The 19,307-nt window shown below is 73.1% G+C and carries 22 protein-coding genes; 16 read left to right on the top strand and 6 right to left on the bottom strand.

Annotated elements, in window-relative coordinates; genetic code table 11:
* Positions 1-79: 79 nt before the first annotated feature.
* Positions 80-244 carry a hypothetical protein gene (locus ACJ9NR_RS10900; protein ID WP_412487324.1) on the bottom strand — a complete coding sequence of 55 codons (165 nt, stop codon included), beginning with the start codon at positions 242-244 and terminating at the stop codon, positions 80-82.
* Positions 245-480: 236 nt separating this feature from the next.
* Between ACJ9NR_RS10900 and ACJ9NR_RS10895 the strand changes: the two genes are divergently transcribed.
* The 4 genes from ACJ9NR_RS10895 (at position 481) to ACJ9NR_RS10880 (ending at position 4,429) form a co-directional block, all read left to right on the top strand.
* Positions 481-1,695, top strand: coding sequence for an NYN domain-containing protein (locus tag ACJ9NR_RS10895; RefSeq protein ID WP_412487323.1), 1,215 nt, complete (start codon positions 481-483; stop codon positions 1,693-1,695).
* Between the two features lie 122 nt (positions 1,696-1,817).
* Positions 1,818-2,792, top strand: a complete 975-nt coding sequence (locus ACJ9NR_RS10890) for an ABC transporter ATP-binding protein (RefSeq protein WP_412487322.1) — start codon at positions 1,818-1,820, stop codon at positions 2,790-2,792.
* 91 nt (positions 2,793-2,883) lie between these two features.
* Entirely contained in the window at positions 2,884-3,705 is an 822-nt protein-coding gene (locus ACJ9NR_RS10885) for an ABC transporter permease (protein ID WP_412487321.1), read from the top strand.
* 34 nt (positions 3,706-3,739) lie between these two features.
* On the top strand, positions 3,740-4,429 hold the full coding sequence (locus tag ACJ9NR_RS10880; RefSeq protein WP_412487320.1) for an AAA family ATPase: 690 nt from the start codon (positions 3,740-3,742) through the stop codon (positions 4,427-4,429).
* Positions 4,430-4,654: 225 nt separating this feature from the next.
* Here the strand turns inward: ACJ9NR_RS10880 and ybaK are convergent, their stop codons facing one another.
* The 4 genes from ybaK to ACJ9NR_RS10860 all read right to left on the bottom strand — a co-directional run bounded on the left by ybaK (position 4,655) and on the right by ACJ9NR_RS10860 (position 8,684).
* Positions 4,655-5,155, bottom strand: a complete 501-nt coding sequence (ybaK, locus tag ACJ9NR_RS10875; protein WP_412487319.1) for a Cys-tRNA(Pro) deacylase — start codon at positions 5,153-5,155, stop codon at positions 4,655-4,657.
* A gap of 13 nt (positions 5,156-5,168) precedes the next feature.
* Positions 5,169-5,909 (bottom strand): LON peptidase substrate-binding domain-containing protein, encoded by a 741-nt coding sequence (locus ACJ9NR_RS10870; RefSeq protein WP_412487318.1) that lies wholly within the window; start codon positions 5,907-5,909, stop codon positions 5,169-5,171.
* A gap of 11 nt (positions 5,910-5,920) precedes the next feature.
* The gene (locus ACJ9NR_RS10865; protein ID WP_412487317.1) at positions 5,921-6,970 is read right to left on the bottom strand and encodes a hypothetical protein; all 1,050 of its coding nucleotides are present in this window, start codon (positions 6,968-6,970) and stop codon (positions 5,921-5,923) included.
* Between the two features lie 136 nt (positions 6,971-7,106).
* Positions 7,107-8,684, bottom strand: a complete 1,578-nt coding sequence (locus ACJ9NR_RS10860) for an oxidoreductase (RefSeq protein ID WP_412487316.1) — start codon at positions 8,682-8,684, stop codon at positions 7,107-7,109.
* A gap of 163 nt (positions 8,685-8,847) precedes the next feature.
* Here ACJ9NR_RS10860 and hisD point away from each other — a divergent pair, with 163 nt between their 5' ends.
* The 10 genes from hisD to ACJ9NR_RS10810 all read left to right on the top strand — a co-directional run bounded on the left by hisD (position 8,848) and on the right by ACJ9NR_RS10810 (position 16,553).
* The gene (gene hisD / locus ACJ9NR_RS10855; protein ID WP_412487315.1) at positions 8,848-10,173 is read left to right on the top strand and encodes a histidinol dehydrogenase; all 1,326 of its coding nucleotides are present in this window, start codon (positions 8,848-8,850) and stop codon (positions 10,171-10,173) included.
* A complete protein-coding gene (locus ACJ9NR_RS10850; protein ID WP_412487314.1) occupies positions 10,170-11,279 on the top strand; it encodes a histidinol-phosphate transaminase in 1,110 nt (369 codons plus the stop codon). Before hisD ends, ACJ9NR_RS10850 begins: the two co-directional genes overlap by 4 nt.
* A complete protein-coding gene (gene hisB, locus ACJ9NR_RS10845) occupies positions 11,276-11,869 on the top strand; it encodes an imidazoleglycerol-phosphate dehydratase HisB (RefSeq protein ID WP_412487313.1) in 594 nt (197 codons plus the stop codon). The genes ACJ9NR_RS10850 and hisB overlap by 4 nt, the downstream gene beginning before the upstream one ends.
* Positions 11,866-12,030: a hypothetical protein gene (locus ACJ9NR_RS10840; protein ID WP_412487312.1), complete on the top strand. Its 165-nt coding sequence runs from the start codon at positions 11,866-11,868 to the stop codon at positions 12,028-12,030. The genes hisB and ACJ9NR_RS10840 overlap by 4 nt, the downstream gene beginning before the upstream one ends.
* A complete protein-coding gene (hisH, locus tag ACJ9NR_RS10835; RefSeq protein ID WP_412487311.1) occupies positions 12,021-12,668 on the top strand; it encodes an imidazole glycerol phosphate synthase subunit HisH in 648 nt (215 codons plus the stop codon). The genes ACJ9NR_RS10840 and hisH overlap by 10 nt, the downstream gene beginning before the upstream one ends.
* Positions 12,665-13,390: a bifunctional 1-(5-phosphoribosyl)-5-((5-phosphoribosylamino)methylideneamino)imidazole-4-carboxamide isomerase/phosphoribosylanthranilate isomerase PriA gene (gene priA, locus ACJ9NR_RS10830; protein WP_412487310.1), complete on the top strand. Its 726-nt coding sequence runs from the start codon at positions 12,665-12,667 to the stop codon at positions 13,388-13,390. Before hisH ends, priA begins: the two co-directional genes overlap by 4 nt.
* Complete coding sequence (locus ACJ9NR_RS10825) at positions 13,387-13,797, top strand: RidA family protein (RefSeq protein WP_412487309.1); 411 nt, start codon at positions 13,387-13,389, stop codon at positions 13,795-13,797. Before priA ends, ACJ9NR_RS10825 begins: the two co-directional genes overlap by 4 nt.
* The gene (gene hisF / locus ACJ9NR_RS10820) at positions 13,794-14,549 is read left to right on the top strand and encodes an imidazole glycerol phosphate synthase subunit HisF (RefSeq protein ID WP_412487308.1); all 756 of its coding nucleotides are present in this window, start codon (positions 13,794-13,796) and stop codon (positions 14,547-14,549) included. The genes ACJ9NR_RS10825 and hisF overlap by 4 nt, the downstream gene beginning before the upstream one ends.
* Positions 14,550-14,713: 164 nt before the next feature.
* A complete protein-coding gene (locus tag ACJ9NR_RS10815; RefSeq protein WP_412487307.1) occupies positions 14,714-15,304 on the top strand; it encodes an ArsR/SmtB family transcription factor in 591 nt (196 codons plus the stop codon).
* Positions 15,282-16,553, top strand: coding sequence for an MFS transporter (locus ACJ9NR_RS10810; protein WP_412487306.1), 1,272 nt, complete (start codon positions 15,282-15,284; stop codon positions 16,551-16,553). Before ACJ9NR_RS10815 ends, ACJ9NR_RS10810 begins: the two co-directional genes overlap by 23 nt.
* Before the next feature lie 56 nt (positions 16,554-16,609).
* Here the strand turns inward: ACJ9NR_RS10810 and ACJ9NR_RS10805 are convergent, their stop codons facing one another.
* Positions 16,610-17,245: a TIGR03085 family metal-binding protein gene (locus ACJ9NR_RS10805; protein WP_412487305.1), complete on the bottom strand. Its 636-nt coding sequence runs from the start codon at positions 17,243-17,245 to the stop codon at positions 16,610-16,612.
* A 139-nt stretch (positions 17,246-17,384) separates the two neighbouring features.
* Between ACJ9NR_RS10805 and hisI the strand changes: the two genes are divergently transcribed.
* Both hisI and ACJ9NR_RS10795 read left to right on the top strand, forming a co-directional pair.
* Positions 17,385-17,777, top strand: a complete 393-nt coding sequence (gene hisI, locus ACJ9NR_RS10800) for a phosphoribosyl-AMP cyclohydrolase (RefSeq protein ID WP_412487304.1) — start codon at positions 17,385-17,387, stop codon at positions 17,775-17,777.
* An 11-nt stretch (positions 17,778-17,788) separates the two neighbouring features.
* Positions 17,789-19,276: an anthranilate synthase component I gene (locus ACJ9NR_RS10795; RefSeq protein ID WP_412487303.1), complete on the top strand. Its 1,488-nt coding sequence runs from the start codon at positions 17,789-17,791 to the stop codon at positions 19,274-19,276.
* Positions 19,277-19,307: the final 31 nt, after the last annotated feature.

The raw sequence follows: 19,307 nt of genomic DNA, 5'->3' as shown, positions 1-19,307 counted from the left end.
CCACGCGCGAGGGGCGCACCCTTTCACGGGGGTGCGCCCCTCGGCCGTGCCCGGGTCTCGACAACCCGTCACGCAGACGTCAGTTGTGACCGAAGCTCTTCTGCCGGCCCTTGCGCGGCATGTCACCCGGAGTGACCTGCAGGGGGCTCTGCTCGGTGGGGGTCTCCATCGAGGGCTGCCGGTCCTGCTGCTGCGCGCGCTCGGACTGCGGCTGCTTGCGGTTCTGTTTCTTGTTCTTGGCCATGGTGATCTGCCTCCTGTGGGGGATCTGGGGGCCAGGACCGGGATCAGATTCACATAGGCTGACAAGGAACGCATTTCGAATAATTACCGTCCGTGACAGGGCTTGTCGGAGCGCGGGAGCGCGGCCCGCGAGCCGAAACGCCACGCCGAAGATCGAGTTCGGGCCGTTAACACCCGCGCAGTCGGGCAGACTCGAAGGAAGCCCGAAGCAAAACTCCCGGAAAGAGGGTGGATCGCGTGGACCGCTGCATCGTCCTTGTCGACGCCGGGTATCTGCTGGGGGCCGCTGCCAGTCTCCTCGCGGGGGAGCCCTCGCGTTCCCGTATCACCGTCGACCACACCGCCCTCATCCAGGCCCTGCGCGTACGCGCCGAATCCGACACGGAACGGCCGCTGCTGCGCATCTACTGGTTCGACGGCGCCCCCGACCGCGTCCCCCAGCCCGAGCACCGCCGGCTGCGCGTGATGCCCCGGGTCACCGTCCGGCTCGGCGCCCTGACCCGCAGCGACGGACGCTGGGCCCAGAAGGGCGTGGACGCCGCCATGCACGCCGAGCTCACCGAGCTGGCCCGCAACCGCGCCTGCTCCGACATCGTCCTCGTCACCGGCGACGGCGACCTGCTGCCGGGCATGATGGCCGCCAAGGAGCACGGGGTCGCCGTACACCTGTGGGCCGTGCAGGCGGCCGACGGGGACTACAACCAGTCCGAGGACCTGGTCGCCGAGGCGGACGAGCGGCGGGTGCTGGACCGCACCTGGATCACCCAGGCCGTACGGGCCAGGGAACTCGGCGGGGTGTGCGCGCCGCCGCCCGCGCCGCGGCCCGAGATCGCCGCCATCCTCTCCGCCCCGCTGCCGGACGCCCCGCTCGCCCAGGCCCCGGAACGGAGCGCCGAGGAGACCGAGCACGCCCCGGCCGCGGCCGCCACCGGGAACGGCACGCAGGAGCGGGGGCCCGCCGCCAAGGGCGTGCCCACCCCCAAGGACCTGGCCGCGCTGCGCGCCCCCGGGGTGCAGCCCGCCCCGCACCCGCCGACCGCGACCCTGCGCTGGTCCTCCGACAAGGGCTGGGTGGACCGGCCGCCCGCGGAGCCGGCCGAGGCCGCCTCGATGCCCACGCTCGCGCAGCTGACCACGGCGGAGCAGCGGTGGGCCGACCGCGAGGAGGACATCACCACGGTCGGCGGCGACCCCTACGAGGTCGGGCAGGTCTTCGCGCGGCGGTGGATGGAGCGGCTGGGCGACCAGAGCCATCTGCAGAAGCTGTCCGGGATGTACCCGCGGGTCCCGCACCGCATCGACGGGGAGCTGCTGCGCTACGCCGCCCGCTTCGGGCTGCTCGCCCACAAGGACGACCAGATCGACGAGCACGACCGGTACGCCATCCGGGCCGGGTTCTGGCGGGAGATCGACGTGCGCACGGCCGCGGAGCACGCGCCCGCCGGTGAGTAGGTTTTTACCGGCGGATTTGCTGTTGTGGACCAACCCGAGGGCGGGCGGCGGTTCCGCACCCCGTACCCTCGTGGTTTGTGGGTACGCGCGCGACACAGGCACTTCGGCACCGTGGTGATGTCGTGTGCGCGGTGCGCGGACTGACCAAGACCTATCCCGCGGCACGAGGACGGCGGGGCACCCCGGCCACCCCCGCGGTACGGGCCACCGACGACATCCGCCTCGACGTCCGCCGCGGTGAGATCTTCGGGCTGCTCGGGCCGAACGGCGCGGGCAAGTCCACCCTCGTACGGCAGCTGACCGGGCTGATGCGGCCCGACGCCGGGCGGGTGGCGATCCTCGGGCACGACATCGTGCGGCACCCGGAGCGTGCCGCGCGCCTCCTCGCCTACCTGGGTCAGGAGTCGAGCGCGCTGGACGAACTGACCGTCTCCCTGGCGGCCGAGACGACCGGGCGGCTGCGCGGCCTCCAGGCGCGCCGGGCGCGGGCCGAGCGGGACGCCGTGCTCGAGGAGCTCGGGCTGACGGCGATCGCCGGGCGGCCGCTGAAGAAGCTGTCCGGCGGGCAGCGGCGGCTCGCCTGCTTCGCCGCCGCGCTGGTCGGGGAGCGCCCGCTGCTGGTGCTCGACGAGCCGACCACCGGGATGGACCCGGTGGCCCGGCGGGCCGTGTGGGCGGCCGTGGACCGGCGGCGGGCCGAGCGCGGGACGACGGTGCTGCTGGTCACCCACAACGTCATCGAGGCCGAGACGGTCCTCGACCGGGTCGCCGTGATCGACCGGGGACGGGTGATCGCCTGCGACACCCCCGCCGGGCTGAAGGAGCGGGTCGCCGGGGAGGTGCGGGTGGAGCTGGTGTGGCGCGAGACGGCGCCGCTGCACGTGCCCGAGGTCGCGGCGCTGCGCGAGCGGGCTGCGGAGTCCGGGCGCCGCTGGACGCTGCGGCTCGTCCCGGAGGAGGCCCGCGCGGTCGTCGCCACCGTCACCGGCGGCGCCGCCTTCGCGGCGCTGGACGACTTCACGCTGGCCACCCCCAGCCTCGAGGACGTGTACCTGGCGCTGGGCGGCGCCGCGCAGCAGGGGCTGGTGAAGGCGTGAGCCACCTCATGAGCGCGCGGGCCGCCGGATTCGTATGGTCCTTGCGGGGAACTGCCCCAGTGAGCCCGATGCGGAAGGAGAGCAGCACGACGTGAGTGCCGTACCCGCCGATGTCCTGCCGGGCGGTGCCCTGGCCGTCGAGGAGGCCGGCCCCGGTGCCGGCGAGCTCGGGCCGCGGGCGCGGATGTGGCCGGCTCTCGCCGCCGTGTACCGGGCGCAGCTCTCCCGCGCGCGGGTGGCCCGTATCCCGCTGCTGTTCGTGGCGACCTTCCAGTCGGTCGGGATCATGATCCTGATGCGGGGGGTCGTGTCCGGCGGGGGCGAGGCCGAGTCGGTGGTGGCGGGCTCCGCGGTGCTCGTGGTGGCGTTCGTGGCGCTGAACCTGCTCGCCCAGTACTTCGGGCAGCTGCGGGCGAGCGGCGGCCTCGACCACTACGCGACGCTGCCGGTGCCGCCCGCGTCCGTGGTGCTGGGCGCGGCGGGCGCGTACGCCTCGTTCACGGCTCCCGGGGCCGTGGTCACGGCGGTGTTCGGGTGCGTGCTGTTCGGGCTGCCGATGGCGCACCTGTGGATCCTCGCGGCGGTGATCCCGCTGGCCGGGGCGGCGCTGGCCGGGCTGGGCGCGGCGCTGGGACTGCTGGCGCCGCGGCCCGAGCTGGCCACGCTGCTGGGGCAGCTGGGCATGTCCGCGGCGCTGCTGCTCGGGGTGCTGCCGGCCGACCGGATGCCCGAGGTGGTGCGCATCGCGCGGGACCTGCTGCCGTCGACGTACGGCGTCGAGGCCTTCGCGCGGACCTTCGGACCGCATCCGGACTGGACCTTCGTCCTCGGCGACCTCGCGGTCTGCGGGGCGGTGGGTGTCGTCTCGCTCGCCGTCGCCACCTGGGCCTACCGCCGGGCGGCCGTCCGGTGACGCGCCGCACAGGCGCGCCTGGCACGATGTCAGGGTGACCGCACCGTTGACTCCTCCTCCACCGCCGCATGAACAGTCCTCGCAGAACGCGTGGCAGCCGCCGGCCGCCGGGCGGGTGGCTCCCGCGCCCCATGACGCCCTCTGGCACGGCACGTACGGACAGGACGGGCCCGGAATGAAGACCGAAGTGCGGGATGCCGCCGTGGTCACGGTGGCCGTGGCGCTCGCCGGGGCGTTGCTGGGTGTTCTGTGGTGGTGGCTGGCTCCGCACGTGCCGCTGGTCGGGGACGTGGTCGACAAGAGCTGGGTGGTCTATCTCTCGGACAGCGAGGGCGAGCAGGCGATCGGGGTGGACGGAACGTTCACGCTGCTCGCGCTGGGCTTCGGTGTGATGAGCGCGCTGGCCGTCTTCCTGCTGCGGCGGCGCGGGGGAGTGCCGCTGGTGGTGGCGCTGGGGGTCGGCGGGCTGCTCGGGTCGTTGCTGGCCTGGCGGGTCGGGGTGTGGCTCGGGCCCGCGCAGGACGTGATCGCCCATGCCAAGGAGGTGGGCAAGGGGGTGGTGTTCTCCGCGCCCCTGAAACTGGGGGCGAAGGGGGCGTTGCTGGCGTGGTCGCTGGCCGCGCTGGTGGTGCACCTGGGACTGATGGCGTTGTTCGGGCCCCGGGAGCCGGAGTCGTACCCGGAGCCGGGGCCGCAGGACTCCTACGGGGCGCCGCTCGGATAGGGCGCCGCCCCGGTCGCTCCGGGCGGTCCGGTCGCTCCGGGCGGCGTCGGCCCCGGACGCGGTACGGGCCGGGAAGCGGCTGACCGGCGTCCGGGGCGGGGGTTCGGCGTCATGCCGGGCGGTGGCCGTGGTTCGAGCGGCCCTTCTTGGTGCGCCACTTGCGTTTTCTGGTTTTCTTCGACATGTCCTTCGTCATTAGCCGAGACCGGGACCGCCGTCGAGGGGTCAGGCACGACCGATCGGGGCCACGACCGCTCCGGTGAGCTCGGTGAGGTCGTCGGGGGCCAGTTCCACCTCCAGGCCGCGGCGGCCCGCCGAGACGCAGACCGTGGCGTGGGCGCATGCCGAGGCGTCCAGGACCGTGGGGAGCCGCTTGCGCTGGCCCAGGGGGGAGATGCCGCCGCGGACGTAGCCCGTGGTGCGTTCGGCGAGGGCCGGGTCCGCCATCGCGGCGCGTTTGCCGCCCACCGCCGAGGCCAGGGCCTTCAGATCGAGCCGGCCCGCCACCGGGACCACGGCGACCGTCAGGGTTCCGTCCACGTCCGCCACCAGGGTCTTGAAGACCCGGTCCGGTGAGACGCCCATCGCCTCCGCCGCCTCCTCGCCGTAGGAGGGGTGGGAGGGGTCGTGGTCGTAGGAGTGGACCGTGTACGCGACGCCGGCCGCCGTCAGGGCCACCGTCGCCGGGGTGCCTGCCGGCTGCTGCTTCCTCTGCTTCCTCGCCATGCCGCGCTTGTCCCTAGTTGAGGCTCGTCCGGCCGCGCGTCAGCTCCGACGCCGGCAGTGACGGCAGGTTACGGATGATCGCGGTCTCGGTGCGAAGGAGTTTCAGCTCGTCGCGCAGCCGGGAGGAGGTGTCCGGGGCCTGCAGCAGGCGCTGTTTGGTGGGGGTGTCCAGCATCATCGCCGCGGCCACCAGGTAGGAGACCACGGAGGGTTCGTCCGGGAGTTCGGCGCCGGTCGACAGGGAGCGCTCGCGCGCGCCCGCCAGGCGCTTCTGGTACTGGCGGAAGGCGCGCAGCACGCCCTCGGCCAGCGCGCCCGCCTCGTCGCCCGCCTCCTCGGGGAGCTCCTCCAGCTCCGCCGTCAGGAAGGGGCCCGAGGCGTCCACGGACAGCAGGCGCACCCGGGTGGTGCCGGTGGCCAGGACCTCGAAGGTGCCGTCCGGGCGTTCGCGGATGGTCGCCGCGTCCGCCACGCAGCCCGTCGCGTGGAACGACTTCTCCGGTTCGGGCCCGAAGCCCGCGGCGGGCCCGCGCTCGGGCAGGGCCGTGGGGTCGGGCAGGCCGGACCCGCTCGGTGCCACCTCGTGGCCGTCGCGGATCGCCACGACGGCGAACCGGCGCGGTTCGTCCTCGGGGGTCTTGAGCAGTTCGCGCATCATGGCGCGATAGCGCTCCTCGAAGACGTTCAGCGGCAGCACCAGCCCCGGGAACAGCACCGAGTTCAGGGGGAAGAGCGGGAGACGGACGGTGGTCACGGCGTAGAAGCCTAGTGGTCGCCGGGGGAAGCGCGTCCGCCACGTTCACTCCGTGGATGCCCGGAGGGGTCCGCGGGGGCCGTCGCGCGGGCGCGGATCTCGCCACGCACCCGGAGGAAGAACGCCAGCGGGTCGTCCGACCAGCGCGCCCAGGGGAAGGAGGTGGCGTAGGGGCCGATCCGGTGAGCCTCGGTGAGCGCTTCCTGCCAGCGTTCCAGGCGGAAGAGGACGTACATCAGCTTGTTGCGGATCTGGGCCGGCCAGGGGTCGGCCGCCGGGAAGCGGGCCGAGAGGGCGATCGCCCGGTCGGCCGCCGCGTGCAGCCGGTCGCGGGGCACCGAGCGGCAGGCGCCGTCGCCCGCGCCGTCGGTGAGGCAGGCCAGGGCCGCCCGCGACGGCAGCGCCTGGATCAGGGAGTCGGGCAGGGCGTCCTGCGCGGCCCGGTCGGCGAAGTCGAAGCACTCGCGGTACGAGCCCTGCCAGGAGTCGGCCAGGTAGCGCAGGGCCGCCACGTGGCAGCCGTAGTGGTGCGGGGCGCGGCGCAGGGCCGCCTCCCACAGTTCGCCGAAGTACGTGTGGCCGGCGCGGGTGCCGCGCGCGTGGTCCAGCGCGATCCGCCACGGCACCGGGTCGCGGTCGTAGCCCCGCGCGGCCGCCGTGATCAGGGGGCTCACCTCGCGCAGCAGCTCGGCGCGGGCGGGGGAGTCCCAGGCGCGGTCCACTTCCAGCTGGGCGCGGACGAGGAGCAGGTCCGGGTCGTGCGGGTCGGCGGCCGACCACCGCTGGAACCACTCCGGGCGGGAGCGGGCGAAGGCGGCCAGGCGTCTGGTGTTGCGGTCGCGCATCTCCCAGTCGGCGGACCCGCGGGACTCCGCCAGCAGGGCGGCCGCGGGAGCGTGCTCGCCGCGCGCGGCCGCGACCAGCGCGTGGCCCAGACGGTCGTCGGGAACGTCGAGCAGCACCTCGTCATCGGGCGGAAAGGCGCCGTCGAGGGGCTGCAGGGCCCGGGAGGCCCGGGCCGTGCGGTTGAAGGGATGCAGCAGAGCCATGGTGACGACCATTGAAAGACCGCAGGTCACGCATGCGCCAGCGGCAATGCGTAATCCGCGGAAAGTTGTACGCGAACCGGTCAAGACAGAGTAAAGGTAAACCGTTCAACTACTGTTCCGCATCTGTGGTCACTGTGAACAGCCCTGCTCAATTCCGTCGCAACAGCCGCGTGGCACCCGCCGCCACCGTCGTGGCCAGCACCCAGCCCAGCAGGACCAGGGCAGCGGCCAGCCACTGGTAGCCGCCCCGCAGCTGCCACTGGCCGGCCTGGCCGAGGTCGACGACCGGGAGCAGCAGGTCCAGCGCGAACAGGGCGGGGTTCCACGGCGGATGCTGCCCGGGCTGCACCGGCGGATGGGCGGCGTGCGCGAAGGCCAGCGTGCCCGCCGCCCACAGCACCGCCATCCATATCGCGGCCCGCCCCGGCCGGTAGCCGTAGGCCACCGTCCAGTCCTGCGCGTAGCCCCAGAGCTTCGCGGCCGGCGGCAGGCTCTCGCGGCGCCGGCGCTGCTTGGCCAGCAGCACCTCGCGGGCGTCCTCGTCCTCCCCGCTGTTGCGCAGCACGGAGGCGAGCAGCTCGTACGGCTCCGGGTTGTACTCGGCGGTCGCCGCGGCCACCCACTCCAGCCGCTCGGTCAGCGGGAAGGGGCCCCGCGGCACCAGGTTCTCGTAGGTGAAACCGCCCATGTGCAGATTGCCAGGGCCGGGCCAGGCGCTCGCCCGGTCGACCAGGTTGCCGACCCGTGCGCCGGACAGGGTGACCTTGCCGCGCTGCGGCCGCTCGCCGAGGAAGCGCAGCTCGGGCGTCTGCACCCGGCGCATCGACAGTTCCTGGTCGTCGGTGAGGGTGAACCGGGCCCGCTCGAAGTCGACCGCGTCCCCGAACCGCCCGTCGTCCAGGCGCACCCCGCCCTGGCACTCGAACCGCTGGATGCGCGTCCCGCGCGCGGGGGTCACGCCGCTCGACATGGAGGCGCCGACGCCCGCGGGGGTCAGGTACAGCGTGCGCCCCACCGTCAGCTGCGGCGCGTTCAGCGCGAGCCGGGTGTGGGGATTGGCCAGCCGGGCGCCGCGCAGGCTCAGCGAGACGCCGATCTTCGCGCTGCGCAGGCTGAGCTCGCCGTGCGACTCCAGCAGCTCGGCCTGGAGGTCCTGGCCCACGGTCATCCCGTCGCCGGCGATGGAGCGGTCGCTGCGGTCGCGGTGGACGACCGCCTGGTTCAGCAGCAGGTCGGTGCCGATGTGCGCGTCGGTCAGCCGGACGCCGCCCTGGAAGCGGCAGCGCGGGAGGTGCAGGTCGCCCTCCGTGTGGACGCGGGCGGCCTCCAGGCGTGGCACCGAGCAGTTCACCAGGCGCACGGTGGTGAAGCGGGCCTCCGGCAGCAGGACGTCCCGCTCGAAGCGGCAGCCGCGCAGCTCCACGTACGGCACCACGATGCCGCCGGCCAGGTCCAGGCTGCCGCTGATCCGCACCCCGCGCAGCTTCAGGGAGGACACCCGGCCGGCCAGCGCGGGCGGGCCGTCGAGCAGCAGCCAGCACACGATGCGCGCCCGCACCGTCCGCTCGGGCCCCCACGGGTGTCCGCCGTGCGGATCGTCGACGGCCGCGTCCCCGCAGCTCAGGTCGTAGTCACTGCCGTTGCGGAAGGCCTGCCACATGCCGGACTCCGTCGCGGTCAGGTCACCCGGCAGGTCTCCGACGCGCAGGCCGGCCCCCTCGGTCACTGCTCCTCACTCCTCCGATACGGTGTCGCACAACCGTTCATGCCCGCTGAGTGACGGCTCAAGCACGGAACGTGAAGGTGATCTTCCGGGGTGCCCGCGCATTCTGTATCAGCCATTGATACGCGCGGACGGCGCCCGGCCCGGGTCTGAGAGAATTGGGTACGTGATCTCCCGAATCGATCTGCGCGGCGACGCCCTCCCCGAGGGCCCCGCCCTGCGCGACCTGCTGCCCCGAGCCGACTTCGACGTCTCGGCCGCCCTGGAGAAGGTGCGTCCGCTCTGCGAGGCCGTGCATCATCGGGGCGACGCGGCGCTGATCGACTTCGCGGAGAAGTTCGACGGTGTCCGGCTCGACCGGGTGCGGGTGCCCGCCGAGGCGCTCGCCAGGGCACTCGACGAGCTCGACCCGGCGGTGCGCGCGGCCCTGGAGGAGTCCGCACGGCGCGCCCGCCACGTCCACCGCGAGCAGCGCCGTACGACCCACACGACCCAGGTCGTGCCCGGCGGCTCCGTGACCGAGAAGTGGGTGCCCGTGGACCGGGTCGGGCTGTACGCCCCCGGCGGCCGGTCGGTCTACCCGTCCTCCGTGGTCATGAACGTGGTGCCCGCCCAGGAGGCCGGCGTCCCGTCGATCGCCCTGGCCTCCCCGGCGCAGGCCGAGTTCGGTGGCCTGCCGCACCCGACCGTCCTCGCCGCCTGCGCGCTGCTCGGCGTCGACGAGGTGTACGCCGCCGGCGGCGCGACCGCCGTCGCGATGTTCGCGTACGGCACGGAGTCCTGCCCGCCCGCCGACATGGTCACCGGCCCCGGCAACATCTGGGTCGCCGCCGCCAAGCGCTACTTCACCGGCAGGATCGGCATCGACGCCGAGGCCGGCCCGACCGAGATCGCGATCCTCGCGGACGACACGGCCGACCCGGTGCACGTCGCCTCCGACCTGATCAGCCAGGCCGAGCACGACCCGCTGGCCGCCGCCGTCCTGGTCACCGATTCCGTCGCGCTCGCGGACGCGGTCGAGAAGGAGCTGGAGCCGCAGGTCGCGGCCACCAGGCACATCGAGGACCGGATCCGCCCGGCGCTCGCGGGCCGGCAGTCCGCGATCGTCCTGGTCGACGGCGTCGACGAGGGACTCAGGGTGGTCGACGCCTACGGCGCCGAGCACCTGGAGATCCAGACCGCCGACGCCACCGCGGTCGCCGACCGGGTGCGGAACGCGGGCGCGATCTTCGTCGGCCCCTGGGCGCCGGTCTCGCTCGGCGACTACGCGGCCGGCTCCAACCACGTGCTGCCGACCGGCGGTTGCGCCTGCCACTCCTCCGGCCTGTCCGTGCAGTCCTTCCTGCGCGGCATCCACATCGTCGACTACACCAGGGACGCGCTGGCCGAGGTCGCGCACCACGTGGTCACGCTGGCGGAGGCCGAGGACCTGCCGGCGCACGGCGCGGCGGTCAAGGCGAGGTTCGGGTGGAAGGTGCCGACGAGCAAGTGAACCCCGGAATCGACGATCTGCCCGTACGGGACGAGCTGCGCGGCAAGTCCCCCTACGGCGCGCCCCAGCTGGACGTACCCGTACGGCTGAACACGAACGAGAACCCCTACCCGCTGCCCGAGCCGCTCATCGAGCGGATCGCCGAGCGCGTCCGCGCCGCCGCCCGCGACCTCAACCGCTACCCGGACCGGGACGCGGTGGAGCTGCGCACGCGGCTCGCCGAGTACCTGACGCACACCTCCGGCCACGCGGTGGGCCTCGCCAACGTCTGGGCGGCCAACGGCTCCAACGAGGTCATCCAGCAGCTGCTGCAGACCTTCGGCGGACCGGGCCGCACGGCGATCGGCTTCGAGCCGTCGTACTCGATGCACGCGCTCATCGCGCGCGGCACCGGCACCGGCTGGATCTCCGGCCCGCGGAACGAGGACTTCACCATCGACCTCCCGGCGGCCGAGAAGTCGATCGCCGCGAACAAGCCGGACGTCGTCTTCATCACGACCCCCAACAACCCCACCGGCAACGCGGTGCCGCGCGAGACGGTCCTCGCGCTGTACGAGGCCGCGCAGGCGGCCAAGCCGTCGATGGTGATCGTGGACGAGGCGTACGTCGAGTTCAGCCACGGCGACTCACTGCTGCCGCTGATCGAGGGCCGGCCGCACCTGGTCGTCTCCCGGACGATGTCGAAGGCCTTCGGCGCGGCCGGCCTGCGCCTGGGCTACCTCGCCGCGCACCCGGCGGTCGTCGACGCCGTCCAGCTGGTACGGCTGCCGTACCACCTCTCGGCGGTCACCCAGGCGACCGCGCTGGCCGCCCTGGAGCACACCGGCACGCTGCTGAAGTACGTCGAGCAGCTGAAGTCGGAGCGGGACCGGCTGGTGAGCGAGCTGCGCGCGACCGGCTACGAGGTGGTCGAGTCCGACGCCAACTTCGTGCAGTTCGGGCGGTTCGACGACTCCCACGCGGCCTGGCAGCGGATCCTCGACCAGGGTGTGCTGGTCCGCGACAACGGCATTCCGGGGTGGCTGCGGGTGTCCGCCGGAACCCCCCAGGAGAACGACGCGTTCCTCGACGCGGTCCGTGCAATGAAGAAGGAGCAGAGTTCATGAGCCGCGTGGGACGCGTGGAGCGAGTCACCAAGGAGACCTCGGTGCTCGTCGAGATCGATCTCGACGGCGCCGGCAAGGTCGACGTGTCGACAGGGGTCGGCTTCTACGACCACATGCTCGACCAGCTCGGCCGGCACGGCCTGTTCGACCTCACCGTGAAGACCGAGGGCGACCTGCACATCGACTCCCACCACACCATCGAGGACACCGCCCTCGCGCTCGGTGCCGCCTTCAGGCAGGCGCTCGGCGACAAGGTGGGGATCTACCGCTTCGGCAACTGCACGGTCCCCCTGGACGAGTCCCTCGCCCAGGTCACCGTCGACCTCTCCGGCCGCCCCTACCTCGTGCACACCGAGCCCGAGAACATGGCGCCGATGATCGGCGCGTACGACACCACGATGACCCGGCACATCCTGGAGTCCTTCGTCGCCCAGGCGCAGATCGCCCTGCACGTGCACGTGCCGTACGGGCGCAACGCGCACCACATCGTGGAGTGCCAGTTCAAAGCGCTGGCGCGGGCGCTGCGGTACGCGAGCGAGCGCGACCCGCGCGCCGCCGGCATCCTCCCGTCCACGAAGGGCGCGCTGTGAACGGCCTGTCGACCCTCCTGATCGTCGTCGGCCTCTTCCTGGTCGGCGGCATCATCTCCTTCGTCAAGCAGGGCATGCCCAAGCAGCTGATCGTGCTGCTGTCGATCGGTGCCGCGATGTGCCTGGTCGCCGGTGTGATGCGGCTGGAGGTGTGGAATTGAGCGCCCGGAAGAAGGTCGTCGTCTTCGACTACGGCTTCGGCAACATCCGCTCGGCGGAGCGCGCCCTCGTCCGCGCGGGCGCGGACGTCGAGACGACGCGGGACTTCGACACGGCCATGAACGCCGACGGTCTGCTGGTGCCGGGCGTCGGCGCCTTCGCCGCCTGCATGCGCGGCCTGAAGGAGGCGCGCGGCGACTGGGTGGTCGACCGCCGGCTGTCCGGCGGCCGCCCCGTCATGGGCATCTGCGTCGGCATGCAGATCCTCTTCGCGCGCGGCATCGAGCACGGCGTGGAGACCGAGGGCCTCGACGAGTGGCCCGGCTCGGTCGAGCCGCTGCAGGCCGAGGTCGTGCCCCACATGGGCTGGAACACCGTCGAGGCGCCGGCCGGCACCGAACTGTTCGCCGGCCTGGACGCGGACGCGCGCTTCTACTTCGTGCACTCCTACGCCGTCCACGACTGGTCCCTTCAGACGCACAACGCGGCGATGCACGCCCCCAGGGTGACCTGGTCGACGCACGGCAAGCCCTTCGTGGCGGCCGTGGAGAACGGCCCGCTGTGGGCCACGCAGTTCCACCCCGAGAAGTCCGGCGACGCCGGAGCCCAGCTCCTCACCAACTGGATCGGAACACTGTGAGCAAGCTCGAACTCCTCCCGGCCGTCGACGTCCGCGACGGCCAGGCCGTCCGGCTCGTGCACGGCGAGTCCGGCACGGAGACCTCCTACGGCTCCCCGCTGGAGGCCGCCCTCGCCTGGCAGCGCTCGGGGGCCGAGTGGCTGCACCTGGTCGACCTGGACGCCGCGTTCGGCACCGGCGACAACCGGGAGCTGATCGCCGAGGTCGCCGGGGCCATGGACATCAAGGTGGAGCTGTCCGGCGGCATCCGCGACGACGCCTCGCTGGCGGCCGCCCTCGCCACCGGCTGCACCCGGGTGAACCTGGGCACGGCCGCCCTGGAGAGCCCGGAGTGGGTCGCCGAGGTCATCGCCGGGCACGGCGACCGGATCGCGGTGGGCCTGGACGTGCGCGGCACGACCCTGCGCGGCCGCGGCTGGACCCGCGACGGCGGCGACCTCTACGAGACGCTGGCCCGCCTCGACAAGGAGGGCTGCGCCCGGTACGTCGTCACCGACATCGCCAAGGACGGCACCCTGCAGGGCCCCAACCTGGAACTGCTGCGCAACGTGTGCGCGGCGACCGACCGCCCGGTGGTGGCCTCCGGCGGCGTGTCGTCCCTGGACGACCTGCGCGCCATCGCCGAACTGGTACCCCTCGGTGTCGAGGGCTCCATCGTCGGGAAGGCCCTGTACGCGAAGGCGTTCACCCTGGAAGAGGCATTGGAGGCGGTAGCCCAGTGAGCGATCTGCGACGGGTGACGACCGGTACGCCCTGGGAGGAGGCGTTCGGCTACTCCCGTGCGGTCGAGCTGCCGAACGGCCTGGTGCTGGTGGCCGGCTGCACGTCCATAGTGGACGGCGAGATCGCCGGGGGCGGTCCGTACGAGCAGGCGGTCAACGCCTTCAACGTCGCGCTGGCGGCGCTCGGGCGGCTGGGGCTCGGCCGTGACGACGTGGTGCGCACGCGCATGTACATCACGCATGCCCGGGACGTGGAAGACGTCGGGCGGGCCCACAAGGAGCTGTTCGACGCCGTACGCCCCGCCGCGTCGATGATCATCGTCTCCGGTTTCGTGGACCCCAGCCTGGTCGTCGAGGTCGAGGTGGAGGCCTACCGCCCCGGCGGAGAACACGGAGTACCCGCATGACCCTGGCCGTACGAGTCATCCCCTGCCTGGACGTGGACAACGGCCGGGTCGTCAAGGGGGTGAACTTCCGCAACCTGCGCGACGCGGGCGATCCCGTCGAGATGGCCACGGTGTACGACGCCGAGGGCGCCGACGAGCTGACCTTCCTGGACATCACCGCCTCCTCGGGCAACCGCGAGACGACGTACGACGTGGTGCGCCGCACCGCGGAGCAGGTGTTCATCCCGCTCACCGTCGGCGGCGGCGTGCGCACCGCCGAGGACGTGGACAAGCTGCTGCGGGCGGGCGCGGACAAGGTGGGCGTCAACACGGCGGCCATCGCGCGCCCGGACCTCATCCGCGAGATCGCCGAACGCTTCGGCCGCCAGGTGCTGGTCCTCTCGGTGGACGCCCGCCGCACCCCCGAGGGCGCCTTCGAGGTGACGACCCACGGCGGCCGCGAGGGCACCGGCATCGACGCCGTGGAGTGGGCCCACCGCGCCGCCGAGCTCGGCGCCGGCGAGATCCTGCTGAACTCCATGGACGCGGACGGCACGAAGGACGGCTACGACCTGGAGATGATCGCGGCGGTCCGCAAGCACGTCACGGTCCCGGTGATCGCCTCCGGCGGCGCGGGAAAGCTCGCCCACTTCGCCCCCGCGATCGCGGCGGGCGCGGACGCGGTACTGGCGGCCTCGGTCTTCCACTTCGGCGACCTGCGCATCGGAGAGGTGAAGGAGGCCCTGCGGGAGGCGGGACACTCCGTGCGGTGACGTCCCGCGGAGGCGCGTAGACCCGCGGGTCCAGGAACAGGGAGACCTGCACACGCTGCGAGCCCCGGCCGCCGGGTGGCCGGGGCTCGCTCATCGGCAGACGCACAAGAGAAATTGCGCAAAATCAATTGCGCAATTTTTCCTTCGCATCTACCGTCGGTGGCATGCCCGAGACGCACAGAGACCGCCGCATCAAGGACGTCGGCACCCTCAAGGCCCTCGCCCACCCGCTGCGCGCGCAGCTGTACCGGCTCCTGACCATCGCGCGGACGGCGACCGCCTCCCAGCTCGCCGAGCAGGTCGACGAGGCCGTCTCGCTGGTCAGTTACCACCTGCGCAAGCTGGCCGAGCACGGGCTGATCGAGGCGGCCGCGTCGCCGGGCGAGGACGGCCGCGAGCGGTGGTGGCAGCCCGCCTCGGAAGGGGTGAGCATCCGCGACGAGGACTTCAGGGACGCCCCGGAGAAGGCCGCCGCACACACGGCGGCCAGCCGGCTCTTCTTCGAGCAGCGCGCCGACATGTTCCGGCGCTACCTCGACGAGCGCGCGCACTGGAGCGACGCGTGGACGACGGCCTCCGAATCCGCCGAGTGGCTGCTGCGGCTCACCCCGGGCGAACTGGCCGAGCTGTCCAAGGAGATGTACGACCTCGTGCGCCGGTACGAGGAGCGCGGACGTGCCGCCGTCGAGGCGGGCGACACCGAGGGCCGCGAGCATGTCGCGGTGCACACGTATGGCTTCCCGTTCCGCGTCTGAGGCGGCACTCGACGGCACCGCCGCGGTCGCCGCCGGGCCCGTCGCCCACCGCGACGCCAACGTCCTGCGCTGGCTGGCCGCCTTCACCTTCTCGATGGTCGGCGACAGCGTCTACTACATCGCGCTGTCCTGGGCCGCCGTACAGGCCGGCACGGCCTCGCAGGCGGGGCTGGTGATGACGGCGAGCGCGCTGCCGCGTGCGGTGCTGATGCTGGGCGGCGGGGTGATCGCCGACCGGCTGGGGCCGCGGCGCGTGGTGATCGGCAGTGACACCGTGCGCTGCGCGGCCGTTCTCTCGGTGGCCGCGCTGCTGTTCCTCACCGGCCCCGGCCTGTGGCCGCTGGCGCTGCTCGCCCTGGTCTTCGGCATCGTCGACGCCGTCTTCCTGCCGGCCGTCGGCGCGCTGCCCGCGCGCGTGACGCACCGTGACCAGCTCGCGCGCGTGCAGGGCATGCGAGGGCTTGCGATCCGGTTCGCGAGCGTGGTCGGCGGCCCGCTCGGCGGGCTCGGCGTGGCGCTGGGCGGGGCCGCGGCCGCGTTCGGGCTCGCGGGGCTGCTGATCGCCGCGTCGGTGCCGCTGCTGGTCTGCGTGCGGATGCGGGAGCTGCCGCCGGACGACACCGCCGGCGCACGGAGCCCCACCGCCCGGGGCGACCTCGTGGCCGGCCTGCGCTACGTCCGCCGCCACCGGGTGCTCGCCCCGCTGATGCTGGCCATAGCCCTCGGCGACCTCGGCTTCGTCGGACCGCTCAACGTCGGCCTGACCCTGCTCTGCGACACGCGCGGCTGGGGCGCGTCCGGAATGGGCTGGGTGCTCGCGGGCTTCGGCGTCGGCGCGGGTGCCGCCTCGCTGCTGCTGACCGTGCAGGGGCGGCTGCCGCACGCGGGGCAGGCCGCCGGCTGGTCGATCCTGGCCGGTTCGGTCGCGGTCGGCGCCCTCGCGTACGCGCCGACCGTCGCCCTCGCCGTCGGCACGGCCCTGCTGATCGGCCTGCTCACCGGGCTGAGCGGTGCCCTGTGCGGGGCGCTGCTGCAGACTCAGGCCGATCCGGCCTACCTCGGCCGGGTGACCGCCGTCTCCAGCCTGGTCAGCCTGGGTCTCACCCCGCTCAGCATGCCCCTGTCCGCCACCGCGATCGGCGTCTGGGGCACCGGCCCGGTCTTCGTGGTCAGCGCGGCGGTGTGCGGCCTCGGCGGCGCGGTCGCCCTGTGCGTGCCCGCCCTGCGCCGGGCCGAACTGCCCCGCTGAACCCGGGGAGCCCCGGGCCTCGGCACCAGAGGCTCATGAAGATCTTGGTGAGCCTTCTAGATCCCCAGCTGCTTGGCCTCGTGGAGCTTGGTGACCGCTTCCTTGTCACCGTCCAGTTCCACGTCGGCGGCGTTCTGGCGGCCGTAGGAGAACAGCAGGAGTTCCGAGGGCTCGCCGGTGACCGTGACCACGGGGGTGCCGCGGTGGGCCACCGCGGTCTGGCCGTCCGGGCGGCGCAGGACGAGGCCCGTGGGGGCGCCGCGGCCCATCAGGCGGGCCGAGCGTTCGAGGCGGGACCACAGGGCGTCCTGGAAGACCGCGTCGAGTTCGCGCGGCGTCCAGTCGGGCCGGGCGCGGCGCACGTCCTCGGTGTGGACGTAGAACTCCACCGTGTTCGACATCTCGTCGACCTGCTTGAGCTGGAACGGCGAGAAGCGCGGCGGGCCGGTGCGGATGAGCTGGATCAGCTCCCCGTACGGCTTCGCGGCGAACTCCGCCATCACCCGCTCCAGGCGTGGCGCGAGCTGCTTGATCAGGATGCCGCCTGCGGCATCGGGGCGGCGCTCGCGCACCACCACGTGCGCGGCGAGGTCACGGGTCAGCCAGCCCTCGCAGAGGGTCGGGGCGTCCGGGCCCTCCGCCTCCAACAGGTCGGCCAGGAGAAGTCGTTCACGCTTGGCGAAAGTCGACATGCAGTCAGCCTACGACCACGCTCCGGGTCCGGCCCACCCGTAGCCCGGCACCGTTGCCCGCCGGAAGGCCCGCGCCGCCCCTTCCCAGTCGGTGGACACGGCGCCATGGCTGTCGGTGCCGCGCGGCACAATGGCACTCATGACCAGCAATCCCCCAGTCAGCAGCCTCGACCCGGAGATCGCCGCGCGTCTGAAGCGCAGTGCCGACGGGCTCGTGCCCGCCATCGCCCAGCAGTACGACACCGGTGAGGTGCTCATGCTCGGCTGGATGGACGACGAGGCGCTGCACCGCACCCTGACCACAGGCCGCTGCACCTACTGGTCGCGCAGCCGCCGGGAGTACTGGGTCAAGGGCGAGACCTCCGGCCACTTCCAGTGGGTGAAGTCCGTCGCGCTGGACTGCGACGCGGACACCGTGCTGGTCAAGGTCGACCAGGTCGGCGCCGCCTGCCACACCGGCGCGCGTGCCTGCTTCGAGGCCGACGTGCTGCTCAAGGACGCCGATTCCGGCGCGCCCGGCGCGGATCAGTAGGGTCGGCCGCCATGGACCTCGAGACGTTCCGCAAGCTGGCCACCGACCGCCGTGTCATCCCGGTCACCCGCAAGCTCCTCGCCGACGGCGACACCCCGGTCGCGCTCTACCGCAAGCTCGCCGCCGAGCGCCCCGGCACCTTCCTGCTGGAGTCCGCGGAGAACGGCCGCACGGCGTTTCAGTGGTCTCGCTACTCCTTCGTGGGCGTGCGCTCCGCCGCCGTCCTCACCGCGCGCGACGGCCAGGCGCACTGGCTCGGCGCCCCGCCCGCCGGCGTCCCCACCGACGGCGACCCGCTCGAGGCCCTGCGCGCCACCATCGAGGCCCTGCACACCCCGCACCAGGAGGACCTGCCGCCCTTCACCGGCGGCATGGTCGGCTATCTCGGCTACGACATCGTGCGCCGCCTGGAGAAGATCGGCCCCGGTGAGCGGGACGATCTCGCGCTGCCCGAGCTGACCATGCTCCTGACCAGCGACCTCGCCGTGATGGACCACTGGGAGGGCTCGGTCCTGCTGATCGCCAACGCGATCAACCACAACGACCTCGACACGGGCGTCGACGAGGCCCACGCCGACGCCGTGGCCCGCCTCGACGCCATGGAGGCGGACCTCACGCGCGCGGTCGCCCAGCCGCCCGCCGTCCTCCCGCCCTCCGAGCTCCCGGAGTACACGGCCCGGTGGGGCGGCCCCGACTTCCGGACGGCCGTCGAGGACGTCAAGGAGCGCATCCGCGCCGGCGAGGCCTTCCAGGTCGTCCCCTCGCAGCGCTTCGAGACGCCGTGCACGGCGAGCGCGCTGGACGTCTACCGGGTGCTGCGCACCACGAACCCCTCGCCGTACATGTACCTGTTCCGCTTCGACGGCTTCGACGTCGTGGGATCCAGCCCGGAAGCCCTGGTGAAGGTCGAGGACGGGCAGGCCATGGTGCACCCCATCGCCGGCACCCGGCCGCGCGGCGCGACGCCGCAGGAGGACCAGGCGCTCGCCGAGGAACTGCTCGCCGACCCCAAGGAGCGCGCCGAGCACCTGATGCTGGTCGACCTCGGCCGCAACGACCTGGGGCGGGTGTGCGAGCCCGGTTCGGTCGAGGTCGTCGACTTCATGTCCGTCGAGCGGTACTCGCACGTGATGCACATCGTCTCCACGGTCACAGGCAGGGTCGCCGGGGGCCGCAGCGCCTTCGACGTCCTGACGGCCTGCTTCCCGGCCGGCACCCTCTCCGGTGCCCCCAAGCCCCGCGCGATGCAGATCATCGACGAGCTCGAGCCGTCCCGCCGGGGGCTGTACGGCGGCTGCGTCGGTTACCTCGACTTCGCGGGCGACTCCGACACCGCCATCGCCATCCGCACGGCCCTGCTGCGCGGCGGCACGGCGTACGTCCAGGCGGGCGCCGGCATCGTCGCCGACTCCGACCCGGTCGCCGAGGACCAGGAGTGCCGCAACAAGGCCGCGGCACTCCTGCGCGCGGTCCACACGGCGAACCGGCTGGGCGGATGAGGGGGCGCCTCCCGCGCGATGGGGCGCTTCT

It is taken from the genome of Streptomyces sediminimaris, assembly GCF_047049295.1.
Taxonomy (GTDB): Bacteria; Actinomycetota; Actinomycetes; order Streptomycetales; family Streptomycetaceae; genus Streptomyces; species Streptomyces sediminimaris.
This window is presented reverse-complemented; position numbering and strand designations above follow the sequence as displayed.